Genomic DNA, 16,495 nt, shown 5'->3' on the forward strand with positions numbered 1-16,495 from the left:
CATGAGCCTGCGTTTTCTTCCCTGGTCCTTTGCCCTCGCGCTGCTGGTCGGCTGCAGTACTGTTTCCGCGCCGCATGTGCAGCGCAACGGCAACGTGTCGACCACGCCGCCAGCCGGACAAGCGGCGGAAGTGGCGGCCGATGCTGCGCGTGACGCCCAAGGTGCGCCGCAGGCGGTGATCCGTCGCGGCACCGGCACCATGATCAACCGCGAAGCGGCACGCGCACCGGCGCCGGCGTTGCATGGCGCCAGCACCGGCGAGGCCACCTTCAACTTCGAGGGCGAGTCCGTACACGCGGTGGTCAAGGCCATCCTTGGCGACATGCTGGGCCAGAACTATGTGATCGCCCCGGGCGTGCAGGGCACGGTCACCCTGGCCACGCCGAAGCCGGTGTCACCGGCGCAGGCGCTGAACCTGCTGGAAATGGTGCTGGGCTGGAACAACGCACGCATGGTCTACAGCGGCGGACGCTACAACATCGTCGCCGCCGACCAGGCCCTGGCCGGCACCGTTGCGCCGAGTACCGCACCGGCCGCCAGCGCACGCGGTTTCGAAGTGCGGGTGATCCCGCTGCAGTTCATCTCCGCCACGGAAATGAAGAAGGTGCTGGAGCCGTATGCGCGGCCCAATGCCATCGTCAACGTCGACAGCGGCCGCAACGTGATCACCCTCGGTGGCACCCGCGCCGAGCTGGAAAACTACATGCGCACGGTCGAGATCTTCGACGTCGACTGGTTGTCCGGCATGTCGGTGGGCGTGTTCCCGATCCAGTCGGGCAAGGCCGAACAGGTCGCCGCTGACCTGGAAAAGGTGTTCGGTGAAGAGAGCAAGACCCCCAGCGCCGGCATGTTCCGTTTCCTGCCGCTGGAAAATGCCAACGCAGTGCTGGTAATCACCCCGCAGGTGCGCTATCTCGACCAGATCCAGCAGTGGCTGGACCGCATCGACACCGCCGGTGGCAGCGCGCGCCTGTTCTCCTATGAACTGCGCTACATCAAGGCCCGCGATCTGGCCGAGCGCCTCAGTGAAGCCTTCGCCAGCAGCGGCAACCGCGGTGGCTCCAGCCCGGCCGGTCTCGCCCCCGGCGCGATTCCCTCGCAGCTGGGCAGCGACGGCGACCGCGGCATGGACAGCAACAGCAGCAGCTTCGGGTCGACGCCGGGCAGCAGTTCCGGTGGCAGCAGCGGTGGCAGTGGCAGCATGAACCTGCCGCAGCGCCAGTCTGGCAATGTCAGCGTCAGCCTGGAGGTGGAGGGCGACCGCGTCGGCGTGTCGGCGGTGGAAGAAACCAACACCCTGCTGGTACGGTCGAGCCCGCAGGCCTGGCGTTCGATCCGCGAAGTGATCGAGAAGCTGGACGTGATGCCGCTGCAGGTGCACATCGAAGCGCAGGTGGCCGAAGTCTCGCTGACCGGCGACCTCAAGTACGGCGTGAACTGGTTCTTCGACAACGCTGTGGCCGGGCGCGCCCTGACCGGTGCACTGGCCGGCGTGACCCTGCCGGCCGCCGCCGGCGGCTCCTGGAGCAGCCTCGCCGGTGCGGTCACCGGCGCCGACGGCGTCGGCTGGGCGTTCACCGGCCACAACGGCGCAGCGGTGGTGAGCGCGCTGGACAAGGTCACCGACGTGCGGCTGCTGCAGACGCCGTCGGTGTTCGTGCGCAACAACGCCGAAGCCACGCTCAACGTCGGTGACAAGGTGCCGATCAACACCACCACGGTGAACACCGGCATCGGCACCGGCACCTACAGCTCGGTGCAGTACATCGACACCGGCGTGATCCTCAAGGTGCGCCCGCGCGTGACCCGCGACGGCACGGTGTTCCTGGACATCGTGCAGGAAGTGAGCAGCGCCTCGGAGGTGCCGGACAACTGCAACCCGACCGAGCGCAACTGCAACCCGCGGATCTCGACCAAGAAGCTGTCGACCGAAGCGGCGGTGCAGAGTGGCGACACCATCATGCTGGCCGGCCTGATCACCGACTCGGCCACCGATGGCAGCAGCGGCATTCCCGGCCTGAGCCGGATTCCGGTGGTCGGTGCGCTGTTCGGGCAGAAGAGCCGCACCAGCCGCCGTTCGGAAGTGATCGTGCTGCTGACCCCGAGCATCGTCCGTAACGGGCTGGAGGCACGCAACCTGACCGACGAGTACAGCCAGCGTTTCCGCGCGATGGAGCCGCTGAACCAGCCGCGCGCGAAGAAGTAAGGGGGTTCGGCCGGGCGGCACCCGGCACCCGCAGAGGCCAGAGCCGGAGCAACAGCAACAGCAACAGCGGGTCTTCTGAGGGATGGCGGGGCACTGTGGGTTTGCGGGGACGCCGTAACCCCATCCATGGGGGCTTGGTCGCCGCATCCATGCGGCTCACACCCCGCAAACCCACAGTGCCCCGCCCTCGACAGATTCCCGCGGCTGTTGGTAGGTGTCGACCTTGGTCGACACGGTAGATCCACGCCATGCGTGGATGACTGTCTGTCAGATTTCGAAATCAGGAAATGGGGTCAGATCCGTTCTCCGAAGGAAAACGGATCTGACCCCCAGGAACCCTTCCGGCAGATCGCAGGAATCTGTCGAAGGCGGGGGGCGGTTGCGGGGGTGTCCGCGGCATGGATGCCGCGGCCAAGCCCCCATGGGAGGGTTCACGGCGTCCCCTGCAACCGGACCCACCCCGCCAACCCGAGGAACCCAGCTTTTGCTTCGGCGGTTGCTGTTGCCTTGGCCTGAAGCAGGCGCCGGGTGCAACCCGGCCGACACCCGCCCGGTGCTACGCTGTGGCCACCAACAACCACGGAGGCGGGATGGGGGCGATCGTGTTGTTGCCGCTGTGCGTGGACGATGCTGCGCTTGACCGCTGCCTGGCCGCGCTGGATGCCGGTACCGCACCGGGCACGGCGGTCTGGTTGGCCGACGATGCACAGACCGGCCCGCGTGCGCAGGCCGTCGTTGAACACTGGCTGGCGCATACGCCATTGCAGGCCGAATACACCCGGCGCGCGCGGCCGTTGGGTGAGGTGGCCCATCTGGATGAAATGCTTCGCGCCTGCGATGGCATGGACGTGGCCGTGCTGGCACCGGACAGCGTGCCGGCACCCGGCTGGTTGCAGCAACTGCAGGATGCCTTTGCCCGCGACGCTGCGATCGCCACTGCCACGCCTTGGTGCAATGCCGGCGAAACCGCCGCCTGGCCGCGCCTGGGCGAGATCAATCCCGCGCCCGACGATCCGGCGCTGCTGGCCCATACCTGCGCGACCCTGCCGGCGCTGCACCCGGAACTGCCCTCGGCGGTTACCCATGCGGTGCTGGTGCGCGGCAACGCGCGCCGTCGCGCCGGAGGCCTTGATGTGGACAGCTACGCGGGATGGAACGCGGCACTGGTCGACCTCAGCCTGCGCATGGCCGGGCTGGGCTGGCGCAATGTGCTGTGCGAGACCGCCTTCGTCAGCCGTGCAGGGGAGGCGATCAGCCGCGATGGCGATCTCGAAGCACTGGCCGCGCGCTGGCCGGGCTGGGTGCCGCGGTTGGCGGACTTCCTGATGCACGACCCGTTGCACGGGCTGCGTGCCGATCTGCAACAGCGCATGCGGCAGGCGATAATGCCGCGCGAGCAGGGTGACCTGTTCGTCCCGTCCGTGCCGGAGTCCTCCGTTTGAATGCTGCCATTGCCGCCATCGTCGTCACCTACCAGAGTGGCAGCACCATCGACGCCTGCCTTTCACGCCTGCGCCAGGCGCAGGACGTGGAAGAGATCAGGGTGATCGACAACGGTTCGCTCGATGGCACCCTGGATATCGTGCAGCGGCACGCCAGCCACGACCCGCGCGTGCGTTTCGTCGGCAATCCGGACAATCCCGGCTTTGCCGCTGCCAACAACCAGGGCGTGGCCGACTCGATCAGCCCGTGGCTGGCCTTCATCAATCCGGACCTGATGGTCGAGCCGGAAACGCTGGCCGAACTTCGAGTCCGTGCCGAGGCAGTCGGCGATTGCCTGCTCGGCGTCGAGCAGCTGGACGAGCAGGGTCATGCCGACGAAGCGGTGCGCCGCCGCGACCCGGATTTCCTGTTGATGCTGCGTTCGCCTGGCAAGGGGTCGAAGCTGGCGGTGCCGCGCGATCCGAAGCAGGTGCTGCAGCAGGTGCCGGCGCTGTCGGGGGCACTGTTGATGATGCCGCGTGCGCTGTTTGATCGCATTGGCGGCTGGGATGCCGGTTATCGCCTGCATGCCGAAGACCTCGATCTGTGCCGGCGCGCGCGCGAGGCCGGCGCGAAGGTGGCGATCGCAAACGACCTGCAGGTGCTGCATGTGCGCGGTGTTTCCAGCCGTTCGCGGCCGTTCTTCGTTGAATGGCACAAGCACAAGGGGCTGTGGCGCTACTTCCAGAAGTTCGAGGCGAGGCAGCGGTCGCTGCCGGTGCGCGTGGCGGTGTGGGGCGCGATCTGGGCGCACGCACTTGTGCTGGTGCCGCGGTTGTTGCGGCGTTCCCTGTTGCGCTGAGCGCATGCTCGGCTGCATTGGGGGTGCATCCACGCATGGCACGGCTCTACGGATGCGCCGAGCCGATGGTCGGCTGCATGCACACCTGATGCGGGAGCGGGCGCCGCGGTTCACGCCGCCAGGCGCATAATCTGCCCCATGCCTATCATCCAGTCCCTGCTCGACACCGACCTGTACAAGTTCACCATGATGCAGGCGGTGCTGCACCAGTATCCCGGCGCCCAGGTGCAGTACCGGTTCAAGTGCCGCACGCCCGGCATCGAGCTGGCCCGCTACATCGACCAGATCGACGAAGAGATCGGCCACCTGTGCAGCCTGCGCTTCAGTGACGCCGAGCTGGACTACATGCGTGGCCTGCGCTTCGTGAAGCCGGACTTCGCCGATTTCCTCGGCCTGTTCCATCTCGACCGCAAGTACATCCAGCTGCGTGCTTCGAAGACTGTGCCCGGCGAGATCGAACTGGACATCACCGGCCCGTGGCTGCACACCATCCTGTTTGAAGTGCCGCTGCTGGCGATCATCAACGAAGTCTGGTTCCGCAACACCACCACCGCCGATTTCGCTGAAGGCGAGCGCCGCCTGCAGGCCAAGGCGGCGCTGCTGCGCGATACCCCTGGGTTCGAACAGTGCCGCATTGCCGATTACGGAAGCCGCCGCCGCTACTCGCGTGACTGGCATGCGCGCCTGCTGCCGTTGCTGCGCGATGCACTCGGCCCGCAGCTGGTCGGCACCAGCAACGTGCACTTCGCCCGCCTGTACGGCATGACCCCGCACGGCACGATGGCGCACGAGTACCTGCAGGCGTTCCAGGCCCTGGGCCCGCGCCTGCGCGATTCGCAGGTGGCGGCACTGGAGTCGTGGGCACGCGAGTATCGCGGCGATCTGGGCATCGCGCTCTCCGACGTGGTCGGCCTCGACGCGTTCCTGCGCGACTTCGACATGTATTTCTGCAAGCTGTTCGACGGCGTCCGCCATGACTCCGGCGATCCGTTCGACTGGGGGGACCGCATGCTGGCGCACTTCCAGCAGCGCCGTGTCGATGCACGCAGCAAGGTGCTGGTGTTCAGTGATGGGCTCGACATCGCCAAGGTGATGCGCCTGTACGACTATTTCCGTGGCCGCTGCCAGGTCGCCTTCGGGGTCGGCACGCACCTGACCAACGACCTGGGCCCGACGCCGCTGAACATCGTCATCAAGATGGTCCGTTGCAACGGCCAGCCGGTGGCCAAGCTGAGCGATTCGCCGGGCAAGAGCATGTGCGACGACCCCGGCTACCTGGCCTACCTGCGTCAGGTCTTCGAATTGCCGCCGGAAGAGAAGACTTCTGTCACAAAGTGACGCTGTGCGTCACAACGGTGATGGAGTGCTTACTGCGCGAGTTTGTGATGCCCATCACATTTATGTGGCCGAACTTCACAGAATCGCTTACGATCGGGCGACAGGATGTTTAGCAGGCCTTGAGGGAGTTCTGCGGTGAAGGTTCTTTCCGTTTTCGGTACCCGTCCTGAAGCGATCAAGATGGGGCCGCTGGTCAAGGCGTTGGGTGAGGCGCCGGATATCGAATCGATCGTGTGCACCACTGGCCAGCATCGGGCGATGCTGGACCAGGTGATGTCGCTGTTCGCGATCACCGCCGACCACGACCTCGATGTCATGGTCCCCAACCAGACCCTCAACGGCCTGTGCGCCAAGCTGTTCGAGCGGCTCGACGCGCTCTACACGCAGGTGCGTCCGGATCGCGTGCTGGTGCATGGCGATACCACCACGGCGATGACCGCGGCGGTGGCCGCCTTCCACCATCGCATTCCGATCGGGCATGTCGAAGCGGGCCTGCGCACCGGCGACATCCACCGCCCGTGGCCGGAGGAAATGAACCGGCGGGTGATCGATGTGGTGGCCGACCACCTGTTCGCACCCACGCCGAGCTCGCGCAGCAACCTGGCCCGCGAGCACCTGGGTGGCAACATCGTGGTCACCGGCAACACCGTCATCGATGCCCTGCAGCAGACCGTGCAGCAGCTCGATCGCGATCCCGCGCTGCGTGCCCGGGCCGATGCGCCGTTCCAGATGCTCGACCCGAAGCGTCGCTTGCTGCTGGTCACTGGCCACCGGCGCGAGAGTTTCGGCCAGGGTTTCCTGGATATCTGCCGCGCGCTGGCCGAACTGGCCCGGCGCGAAGACCTTCAGGTGCTGTACCCGGTGCATCTCAACCCGAACGTGCAGGGCCCGGTCAACGCCGAGCTCGGCCACCTGCACAACGTGCACCTGGTGCCGCCGCAGGATTACCTCAGCTTCGTGCGCCTGATGCAGCGCGCCGACGTGATCCTCACCGATTCGGGCGGCGTGCAGGAAGAAGCGCCGGCACTGGCCAAGCCGGTGCTGGTGATGCGCGATGTGACCGAGCGTCCGGAAGCGGTTGAAGCTGGCGTCGTGAAGCTGGTCGGCACCATGCCGGCGCGCATCGTCGAGTCGGTCAACGCCGCACTGGCACAGCCGGCGCACGCCACCCGTTTTGATCCCGATGCCAGCCCGTACGGCGACGGACGCGCCAGTGCGCGCATCGTCGCCGCGCTGCGCGGCCAGCCGTTGCCCGAATTCAAGCCCGGCCATCGCAGCGCCGGCCTCGCTCCCTCTCCTCTGCACGAAGTGACGCCATGACCCAGACAGGCCGACGTACCTTCCTCTTGGTGTCCACCGCACTGGCCCTGGCCAGCAGCGCGGCCATCGCCAGCGCGGCCGACACCGCGGCCGGGCAGTTCGCCGAATGGACCGGCGACAGCACCGTGACCCGGCAGATGACGCTGCGCCAGCTGGGCTTCCGCCAGCCGCTGGTGCTCAGTGGCCAGGAGAGCCAGCGCGAGATCTACCTGCCTGTGCCGGTGGGCGTGCCGACCCGCGACGCTCAGCTGCAGCTGGATGGCCGCTACGTGCGTGGCCACACCGGCCGCACCTCCGGGCTGTGGTCGGTCGATGGTGACCCGATCGCCGCGCGCTCGATCACCGATGCGCAGGGCGATGCCAGCCAGCTGCTGGCGATCGATGGCGAGCCCCGCGACAACGGCTTCGTCCGCGTCGGCGTGGGCTGGTGGTCGATCGTTTCCGATTACCGCTGCGCCGACCAGAGCGCACCGGCCAACGTGCTGCGGCTGTCTCCCGATTCGCGCTTCAGCTACCGCTTCGATGGTCGTGCGGTGGATACGGTGGCCAAGGCCTGGGGGGCATTACCGCCGCGCGTGCGCCTGCTGGTCGATGGCAAGTCGTTGCAGGCCGCGTCGTATGATGCAGCCTGGCGTATCGGTGCCGCGCTGCAGACCGGCGGCAAGCAGGTGGATGTGGTCGCCTTGCCCAAGGTCGGCGACAGCGTCGACCTGACCGGCATCAGCATTCCGGCCAGCCTGATGGGTGTGCCGGCCTACGCTGCGCTGGCCGCTGGCGAGCGCACGCACGCGATCAAGGACTTGGCCGAAATCGGCGCACTGCTGTCGCTGCGTGACAGCGGTCCGCTGGCGGCGGATGTGATGATCGGCAGTGAAGCCCTGCGCAACGGCGTGCGCGCCGCGCTCGATGCCCTGGCCACGCAGGTGGGTGCCAGCGGCGCCGATGCCGCCAGCGCGTTCAGCGCGTGGCGTGCGGCCGACATGGGCGCGCTGGAAAAGCCGGTGGCCGCCGCGTCGGTGAGCGTGGCCGCAGTGGCCGGCCGTCCGACCCTGGTGGTTGATCCGGCCGCCGGTGGCAAGGTCGCCGGGTTGCTGTCCGAACAATGGCGCGCGTATGCACTGGGTCGTTCGCTGAAGGTCGATCAGGCCGGTGCCCCGCCGATGCAGGGTGACCTGGTGCTGCTCAGCCGCCTGGGCAATATCGCCGGCACCCAGGACATCGTCAGCCGCGGCGACCGCACTGCCAGCTTCGAGCTGGGCGCGCTGTCGGCCGATGGCCGCCTGCCCGAGGAAGTGGTGATCGACGTCTCCGCTGCGCCGAACGCGGGCGGGCAGGGCGCGGTGGCCACGATCTTCTTCAACGATTACCTGCTGGGTGCCAAGGTGCTGTCGGCCAATGGCAAGCCGCAGCGCCTGGTGGCCAAGGTGCCGGCCTACGCACTGTCGGCGCGCAACGAAGTCCGCGTCAGCTTCCTGCGCCAGCCCGCGCGGCCGTACTGCCATGACCCGGCCACGGCATTCCCGGTATCGATCCTGCCCAGCAGCCACATCAAGCTGGCCAAGCGCACCCTCGGTACCGACTTCATCGGTGCCGCCAGCCTGCTGTCGCGTTCCAACGAAGTGTTCGTGCCGGGCACCTGGCTGCAGGATGCGCCGGCGTCGCTGGCCAAGGTGATCGCCATTGCCAGTGCTGTCGGTACCTCGCCGGAAGCCGCCGAACTGAAGGTGGTCGATGCCGGTGCGGCGATCAGCCCGGCCAAGCCCTACCTGGCCTTCGGCGTGGCGCCCTCGGGCTTCACTCTGGCCGGCCTGAAGGATGGCCACCTGGTGATCGCCGGTAAGCCGCAGGCACTGCTGGACCTGACCGGGGTTGAACATGCCGCCGCAGTACAGGTGGCCTCGGCCGGCGGCCAGACTGGCGTGCTGTACAGCGACCTCGGCACACAGGGGCCGACGCTGGACACCCCGTTCCGCCTGCTGCGCGGTGACCTGGCGGTGATCGATGGCAGCGACGTGGTGCGCGACTTCGACAGCCAGGACCCGTACGGCTCGCGCATCGCCGAAGAAGGCAATCCGCAGTCGGGCTGGGAAAAGCACATGGTATGGCTGCTGATCGCCGTCGGCGTGGTGGTGTTCGCGCTGCTGGCCGCCCGCATCACCCAGGTCCGCCGCCGCCGCAAGTCCGCCAGCACCGGGCACTGATCCGTCGTGGACGGTCTGTTCTGGAACATCCAGCTGGCCAACTACTACGCCGCCCTGGAAACAGTGGCGGCGGCAGTCGCCGTGCTGATCCTGATCTCCAGCCTCGATGACCTGTTCATCGACGTCTGGTATTGGACCCGCGAAACCTGGCGCACGCTGACGGTCAAGAAGCGCCGCGAGTACAAGCCGCTGACCCAGCAGGACCTGCTGCAGCGGCCGGAACAGCCGCTGGCGATCATGGTGCCGGCGTGGATGGAATACGACGTCATCGCGCAGATGGTCGAGAACATGATCAATGTGCTCGATTACCGCGAGTACGTGGTGTTCGTCGGCACCTATCCCAATGACCAGGCGACCATTGATGAAGTCGAGCGCATGCGCCGCCGCTACAAGCGCCTGCGCCGGGTGGAAGTGCCGCATGACGGCCCGACCAGCAAGGCCGACTGCCTGAACTGGCTGATCCTGTCGATCTTCGACTACGAGAAGCGCCACGACATCGAGTTCGCCGGCGTCATCCTGCATGACAGCGAAGACGTGCTGCACCCGATGGAACTGCGGTTCTTCAACTATCTGCTGCCGCGCAAGGACATGATCCAGCTGCCGGTGACCTCGCTGGACCGCGAGTGGTACGAGCTGGTGGCCGGCGTGTACATGGACGAGTTCGCCGAATGGCACGCCAAGGATCTGGTAGTGCGCGAAAGCGTCTCCGGCATGGTGCCCTCGGCCGGCGTCGGCACCTGCTTCTCGCGGCGCGCACTGCTGGCGCTGAGCGAGCAGACCGACAACCAGCCGTTCAACACCGACAGCCTGACCGAGGATTACGACGTCGGAGCGCGCCTGGCCGCAATGGGCATGCACTCGATCTTCGCCCGCTTCCCGGTGCACTTCCTGGTGCGCCGGCCGTCGTGGTTCGGCTGGGGGCCGGTACGCGAGCGCACCCAGCAGATGGCGCTGTGCGTGCGCGAATACTTCCCCGACAACTTCCGCGCGTCGTACCGGCAGAAAGCACGCTGGGTGCTGGGCATCGGCCTGCAGAGCTGGGAAACGCTGGGGTGGCGCGGATCGCTGGCCACCAAGTACCTGCTGGCCCGCGACCGCAAGGGCATCATCACTTCGTTCGTCAGCATCATCGCCTACGTCATCTTCCTGCAGCTGCTGCTGTTCTGGCTGCTGAAGGTGACCGGTGTGTGGACCCTGCAGTATCCCAGCGTGTTCCAGGCCGGGACCTGGCAGATGAACATCGCGCTGCTGACCACCGCAGCGCTGGCGACCCGTGTGGTGCAGCGTTTCTACTTCGTCAACCGGCTGTATGGCTGGGAACACGCGTTGATGTCGATCCCGCGCATGGTGGTCGGCAACATGGTCAACTTCATGGCCACGGCGCGTGCGTGGAAGATGTTCCTGGCCTACCTGCTGTTCGGCAAGCGCATGGTCTGGGACAAGACCATGCATGACTTCCCCGATGCGTCGGCGCTGGTGCAGACGCGCAAGCGCCTCGGCGAACTGCTGACCACCTGGCAGGCGGTCGAGCCGGAGCGGCTGGAAGAGGCCTTGCAGCAACAGCAGGGCGGGCGCAAGCAGCCGCTCGGCCGCATCCTGTTGTCGCAGGGCTGGCTGGATGACGAAACCCTGGCCGAAGCGATTGCCTTCCAGGGCGACCTGCAGCGCGCGGTGATCGATGTCGATTACCTGACCCGCGGCGAATTCCCGGTCAGCGTCGATGCCTGCGTGCAGTGGCGCATGCTGCCGTTGCCGCCGCTGCGGGACGACACGCTGCGCCTGGCCGTGGCCAATCCGCTGTCCGAGGCCGCGCTGGCCCTGCTCAAGCAGGAAACCGGCAACGCGCATGTCGAACAGAGCGTGGCCCGCGAAAGCGAGATCAACGCGGGGTTGCGCATGATCGGCGGTGCCGAGCAGTGGCGTATCGATACCGTGCCGCTGCTGGGCGACCTGCTGGTGGAGATGCAGCTGATCGACCACGCGCGGTTCGAGATCGCGCTGGACGAGTACAAGCCGCAACGCGATGGCCGCATCGGCGATTACCTGGTGACCAAGGGCATCGCCACCGAAGAGGCCGTTGCCCAGGCCATGGAAGAGCAGCGCCGCCGTGCCGCGTTGCTGCAGTCACCGCCTCCCGGAGTCGTAACGGCATGAAGACCACGCTGCTGTCCACCGTCATTGCCGTCGCCCTGGCTGCCACTACGCCAGCCTACGCGCAGTCGGACGCACCGCTGCCGCTGTCCGGCCCTGCGTATCGGCTGGCCGAGCAGGCCTTTGCATCGTACGAGCGCGGTGACTACAGCGCCGCCTACCGCCAGGCCAGCGAGGCCTCGCGGCTGCGCCCGGACGTGGTGCGCCTGCGCCTGCTGCAGATCTACGCGCTGCAGAAGCTGGGACGCGGCGACGAGGCCCGGCAACAGGCGCGCAATGCCTTGAATGCTGGACTGAAGGACCCGGCCCTGGCGGGGCTGGCCAGTGCAGCGCCCAGCGCCAGCAGCGCGACCGGCACCCGAGCCGCGCCGACCGCGCGCCAGACCCCGGCTGAACGTGCCTACCAGCAGGCCTTCGCGATCGCCACCGAGGCCTACACCGCCTACAACAACGACCAGATGGCAGTGGCAGCCAGCAAGGCCGAGCAGGCCTTCCGCCAGCAGCCGCAGCAGGGCGCGTGGGCGATGCTGTGGGTGGCATCGCTGGAAGCGCAGCAGCAACTGGAACAGGCCGATGCGGCCGCGGCCACCGCGCTGCAGCTGGGCGCCCCGAACGTGGCCGACCTGCGCGCCAAGCGCGTGGCGCTGGGCCGCCAGCGTGCGGTGAAGCCCGCGCAGGATGGCTACCAGGCACTGATCGCGCAGGACTTCGGCGCCGCCGCTGGTTTTGCCCGTGAGGCCGTGGCGCGCGCGCCGGGCGTGGCGTCGCACCGCCTGCTGCTGATGACCGCACAGCTGCTCGACGGGCAGCTGGCGGCTGCCGAGCAGACCGCCAACGATGCCCTGGACAACGACCAGGACGACACCGTCGCGCTGGTCATGCGCGCCTACCTGCGCCAGCGCCAGGGCGAGACCGCGAAGGCCAACGCCGATTTCGATGCCGCGCTGAAGCAGGATTGGCTGGACGGCCAGCAGCAGCGCAACGTGCGCCTGCTGGCAGTGGATGCCGCAGTGGCGGCTGGCGATCGCGAGCGCGCCTCCGCGCTGCTGGCGCCGTTGCAGGCCGATACGCTGGCCGACGAGGACGAGAAGACCCAGCAGGGCATCCGCCAGGCCGTGGCCGAGCGCGCCAAGGCCATCCGCGCGGCGCGCGCCGGCCAGACCCTGACCCTGCAGTCGTATCCGGCGCCGTTCCAGCAGTGCCGCGACACGCCGTATGGCACCCAGTGCGAACTGATGCCGGCCGACCTGCAGGGCGATGGTGGTGCCTCGCAGCGCGCCTACGCCGCCTACGGCCGGCAGGACTACCAGCAGGCCATCGTCGAAGCACGCCGGGCCGTGCAGGACGACCCGGACAGCGTGCCGCTGCAGGGCCTGCTGACCACTACGCTCGCCGCCGGCAACCGCAGCCAGCAGGCTGAAGCGCGGCAGCGCCTGGACACCGCGCTGAGCGCGCATCCTGATGATGCCGGGCTGCTGATGCAGCGTGGTTACCTCAACCAGGCGGCGCGCGAGCCTGCGCTGGCGCTGGCCGACTTCCGCGCCGCCGAGGCCACCGGCAAGGCGCCCAAGACCGTGGTGATGGATCAGGCCTACGCCAGTGCCGCCACCGGGGACCATCGCCAGGCGGTGACCCTGCTGCGCGGGGCGATCGATGCCGCCGATGCCGGCCAGCTGCCGCTGGACAAGGCGCAGCGCTACAACACGCGCAGCGCCATCGCCAGTTACTCGCGCACCTGGGGCGTGACCGCAGCGGCCGGCTATCGTGGTTCGCGGCAGGCGGCGACCAACCTGGGCGGTGCGTCGATCAGCACGCCGGGCGCCTCGGTGTTCAGCACGCTGGAAGCGTTCTGGCGGCCGCAGGCGACCAACAACCAGCACGGCACGCTGGAAGCCTACGCTCGCATTGCCAACACGCTGTACGACGCCGGCGGCACCTTTGAATCGCTGCTGTTCACCGACCCCTGCACCGGGGTGGAAACGCCGGACAACCGCGAACGCGCCGAACGCCTCAGCCGGTCGCGCTCGATTGCCGGCTGGCCGTCCACCATCGGCTCGTTCGGCGTGCGCTATGCGTTCGGCCAGACCGGCCTCAGCGTCGGCCTGGAACGCCGCCAGTTCCTCGGCAGCGCGACCCGCCGCGGTGGCATCTATGCCGACTCGGCGGCGGTACGCTGCCAGATCCAGCTCGAATCCGAACGCCCGCTGCAGGCCAACCTGCTGGCGCGCTATCGCTTGAACGACAGTGCCGGGGGCTGGATGACCTATGCCACCTACGGTTTCTACAAGGGCACCGGCGTGCGCACCGACGTCAGCCAGTGGTGGACGGTCAGTGGCTACGCCCAGGCCGGCCTGAGCTGGGACGACAACCGTGCGCACTTCACCATCGATGCGCTCGATGCCAGCGGCAACCCCAGCCAGCGGGTGAGTGAATCCAACGGCCGCCTGCGTCGCCAGCAGGCGTTTGCCGCGGCCGAACTGCGCGCCGGCCGCAACTACCGTTTCGGTGCCGACCAGACCCGCTGGGTGCTGACCCCGTATCTGGTGCTGGGCGCCGATTGGCAGGACCAGCGCTCGCGGGTGCGCGGCATCGACTACCCCGGCATCGGGCCGCAGTCGTTCGCGCTGTCCGATACCCAGCGCAGCTGGTCGCTCGGCGCCGGCCCCGGCGTCGGCGCGCGCTACTGGTTCCGCGAGGACCACTACAACGCGGCGCGCTCCTACCTCGACCTGTCGGTGTCCTACCGCTTCGCCATCGGCGGCGGTGATACCCAGCGGGCCAAGGGTCTGTTCGCCACCGCCACCCTGTACTACTGACGCCGCAAGAAGGAGCTGCCGATGAAGCCCGTTTCCCGTTCATCCACCGCGCGCCGAACGCGCATGTTGCTGCTGGCCGCGCTGTGTGCGCTTGCCGCCGCAGGCCCGTTGCAGGCGCAGGCACCGGCTGCGCCGGTGGCCGCCACCCACCAGGATTCGTCCATCGTGCTGACCGGCAAGGACGGTTGGCTGTTCCCGGCCTGGGGCAGCCTGACCGAGGTCGACACCGCCGCCGTCGCGCGCAACACCGCGCTGATCGCCGAAGCACAGCGTGCGCTGGCCGCCGCTGGCGTGAAGCTGCAGGTGCTGGTGCTGCCGGACAAGGCGCTGTTCTATGAAGACAAGCTGCCGGAGGGCAAGCGCCTGGGCGATCCGGTTCGTGGCCGTTATGCGCTGGAGCTCGAGGGTTTGGCCAAGGCCCAGGTGCCGGCCGTGGATGCGCTGCAGGCCATGCGCCAGGTCAAGCAGGGCGGCCAGGATGTGTTCTACCGCAGCGACCAGCACTGGACCCAGCCGGCCGCCGACGCGGTTGCCGTGGCCGTCGCCGCCAAGATCAAGGAGCAGGTGCCGACCCTGGCCGGCCAGGCCGGTACCGGCCTGGCGCTGGGCAGCGAGATCAAGGAGCGGCGCTTCGGCGACCTGGCCGAACTGTTCCTCACCGACGAGCAGCGCAAGGCGATCGGCCGCGACACCTTCACCGTGCGCCGCCAGGCCGAACAGCAGTCGCTGCTGGATGATGCGCCGGCACCGGTGCATGTGACCGGCCACAGCATGGTGCAGCCGTACTTCGGTTTCCCGCAGAAGCTGTCCAACCTGGTCGACCGGCCGGTGTCGGTGAACTGGAAGCCGGGCAACGTGGGTCACTGGGTGATGCTGCTGGAATACCTGGAATCGGCCGATTTCAAGCAGAACAAGCCACAGGTGCTGGTCTGGCAGATGTTCGAGCCGTCCTACCCGCAGGGCCCGGATGCACGCGGCCAGTGGGACAACGCCTCGATCATGACGGCCGAGCAGTGGAAGGCTCGCCTGCACAAGGCACTGGGGCAGTAAACCGATGAATGCCCGTCCCGGGGCGCCCGCGCCCCTGCCGCCCGCTGCCCCGCCGCGCGCTCATCGGCTGACCGCCGTGGTGGTGTCGGCGCTGCTGTTGATCGGTGTCTGCGCCGGGGGGTGGATGCTGGCCAACGCCAAGCTGCCGGCCGAAAAGCTGCTGCCCTCCAAGTGGGCCGACGGCGAGGCCGGGCAGGCGATCAACCAGGCGCTGCGCCTGCCGATCCAGAACGAAGGTGATCTGGTCGGCGCCGCGCTGCGTTACCGCCTGCTGGGCGATACCGGCGACCAGGTGGCACTGGGCTGCCCGGACTGGCTGTTCTACCGCGACGGCCTGCGCCCGCAACCCGGCGCCAGCGCCAAGGTGTTCACTGATCGCGTGCGCTTGATGCAGCACTGGTCGCAGCAGATGCGGGCCAAGGGCGTGCAGTTGCTGGTGGTGGTGGTGCCGGACAAATCGCGTATCGAACAGGCGCACACCTGTGGCCTGCGCTATTCCGAGCCGATGCGCGCACGCTACGGGCAGTGGCAACAGGCACTGGCGGAGGCAAAGGTGCCCAGCGTGGACCTGCTGCCGGTGCTGTCCGCGCAGGACGCGCCCGTGTTCTTCCGCACCGACGTGCACATGAACCGGATCGGCGCACAGCGCGCTGCCGATGCAGTCACTGCGGCGGCGCTGCCGCTGCTGGGCGGGCAGGGCGGCCAAGCGTTCGAGGTCGGCCCGCTGGGCGCGCCGAAGCCGCGCATGGGCGATCTGATCGTGCTGGCCGGGCTGGAGCATGCCGGGCCGGCATGGCGGCCTTCGCTGGACCAGGAACCGGAGCAGGTGATCGCCCCGGTCCGCAGCGGCGGACTGCTTGATGACACGCCGCCGGTGGAGGTGCTGCTGCTGGGCAGCTCCAACGGCCGGCGCAGCCTGTTTGCCGAACGCCTGGGCCATGGCCTGGGGCGCGAGGTATGGAACCAGAGCATGGACGGCGGCCAGTTCTCCGGCGCACTGCTGGCGGCATGGCCGCAGCAGGCGACGTGGCCGCCGACCCTGAAGCTGGTGATCTGGGAATTCTCTGAAATGGCCCTGTCCCTGCCGCTGACCGAAGGCGAGCAGAAGGCACTGGCCGGCATCGACTGA

Annotated in this window: 10 protein-coding genes; all 10 read left to right on the forward strand. The window is 68.1% G+C overall.

The annotated features are described in order from the left end of the window. Position 1: 1 nt before the first annotated feature. The 10 genes from gspD to QZ853_RS18910 all read left to right on the forward strand — a co-directional run bounded on the left by gspD (position 2) and on the right by QZ853_RS18910 (position 16,495). Positions 2-2,206: a type II secretion system secretin GspD gene (gene gspD, locus QZ853_RS18865; RefSeq protein ID WP_295577642.1), complete on the forward strand. Its 2,205-nt coding sequence runs from the start codon at positions 2-4 to the stop codon at positions 2,204-2,206. 590 nt (positions 2,207-2,796) lie between these two features. Then, positions 2,797-3,648 carry a glycosyltransferase gene (locus QZ853_RS18870; RefSeq protein ID WP_295577645.1) on the forward strand — a complete coding sequence of 284 codons (852 nt, stop codon included), beginning with the start codon at positions 2,797-2,799 and terminating at the stop codon, positions 3,646-3,648. Further along, the gene (locus tag QZ853_RS18875; RefSeq protein ID WP_295577647.1) at positions 3,645-4,490 is read left to right on the forward strand and encodes a glycosyltransferase family 2 protein; all 846 of its coding nucleotides are present in this window, start codon (positions 3,645-3,647) and stop codon (positions 4,488-4,490) included. Before QZ853_RS18870 ends, QZ853_RS18875 begins: the two co-directional genes overlap by 4 nt. A 138-nt stretch (positions 4,491-4,628) precedes the next feature. Next, entirely contained in the window at positions 4,629-5,828 is a 1,200-nt protein-coding gene (gene pncB, locus QZ853_RS18880; protein ID WP_295577659.1) for a nicotinate phosphoribosyltransferase, read from the forward strand. Between the two features lie 135 nt (positions 5,829-5,963). Continuing rightward, complete coding sequence (wecB, locus tag QZ853_RS18885; protein WP_295577674.1) at positions 5,964-7,148, forward strand: UDP-N-acetylglucosamine 2-epimerase (non-hydrolyzing); 1,185 nt, start codon at positions 5,964-5,966, stop codon at positions 7,146-7,148. Beyond that, positions 7,145-9,349, forward strand: coding sequence for a hypothetical protein (locus QZ853_RS18890; RefSeq protein WP_295577688.1), 2,205 nt, complete (start codon positions 7,145-7,147; stop codon positions 9,347-9,349). Before wecB ends, QZ853_RS18890 begins: the two co-directional genes overlap by 4 nt. Before the next feature lie 6 nt (positions 9,350-9,355). After that, positions 9,356-11,503, forward strand: a complete 2,148-nt coding sequence (locus tag QZ853_RS18895) for a glycosyl transferase family protein (protein ID WP_043033835.1) — start codon at positions 9,356-9,358, stop codon at positions 11,501-11,503. Beyond that, complete coding sequence (locus QZ853_RS18900; RefSeq protein WP_295577714.1) at positions 11,500-14,316, forward strand: hypothetical protein; 2,817 nt, start codon at positions 11,500-11,502, stop codon at positions 14,314-14,316. Before QZ853_RS18895 ends, QZ853_RS18900 begins: the two co-directional genes overlap by 4 nt. Positions 14,317-14,337: 21 nt before the next feature. Then, positions 14,338-15,366, forward strand: coding sequence for a twin-arginine translocation pathway signal (locus QZ853_RS18905; RefSeq protein ID WP_295577721.1), 1,029 nt, complete (start codon positions 14,338-14,340; stop codon positions 15,364-15,366). A 4-nt stretch (positions 15,367-15,370) separates the two neighbouring features. After that, entirely contained in the window at positions 15,371-16,495 is a 1,125-nt protein-coding gene (locus QZ853_RS18910) for a cell division protein FtsQ (protein WP_295577725.1), read from the forward strand.

The organism is uncultured Stenotrophomonas sp., assembly GCF_913778665.1.
GTDB lineage: Bacteria > Pseudomonadota > Gammaproteobacteria > Xanthomonadales > Xanthomonadaceae > Stenotrophomonas.

Bases quoted from the DNA above. Each gene is read 5' to 3' on its own strand.
- gspD (WP_295577642.1), top strand. From the start codon at position 2: ATGAGCCTGCGTTTTCTTCCCTGGTCCTTTGCCCTCGCGCTGCTGGTC.
- QZ853_RS18870 (WP_295577645.1), top strand. From the start codon at position 2,797: ATGGGGGCGATCGTGTTGTTGCCGCTGTGCGTGGACGATGCTGCGCTT.
- pncB (WP_295577659.1), top strand. From the start codon at position 4,629: ATGCCTATCATCCAGTCCCTGCTCGACACCGACCTGTACAAGTTCACC.
- QZ853_RS18890 (WP_295577688.1), top strand. From the start codon at position 7,145: ATGACCCAGACAGGCCGACGTACCTTCCTCTTGGTGTCCACCGCACTG.
- QZ853_RS18900 (WP_295577714.1), top strand. From the start codon at position 11,500: ATGAAGACCACGCTGCTGTCCACCGTCATTGCCGTCGCCCTGGCTGCC.
- QZ853_RS18905 (WP_295577721.1), top strand. From the start codon at position 14,338: ATGAAGCCCGTTTCCCGTTCATCCACCGCGCGCCGAACGCGCATGTTG.
- QZ853_RS18910 (WP_295577725.1), top strand. From the start codon at position 15,371: ATGAATGCCCGTCCCGGGGCGCCCGCGCCCCTGCCGCCCGCTGCCCCG.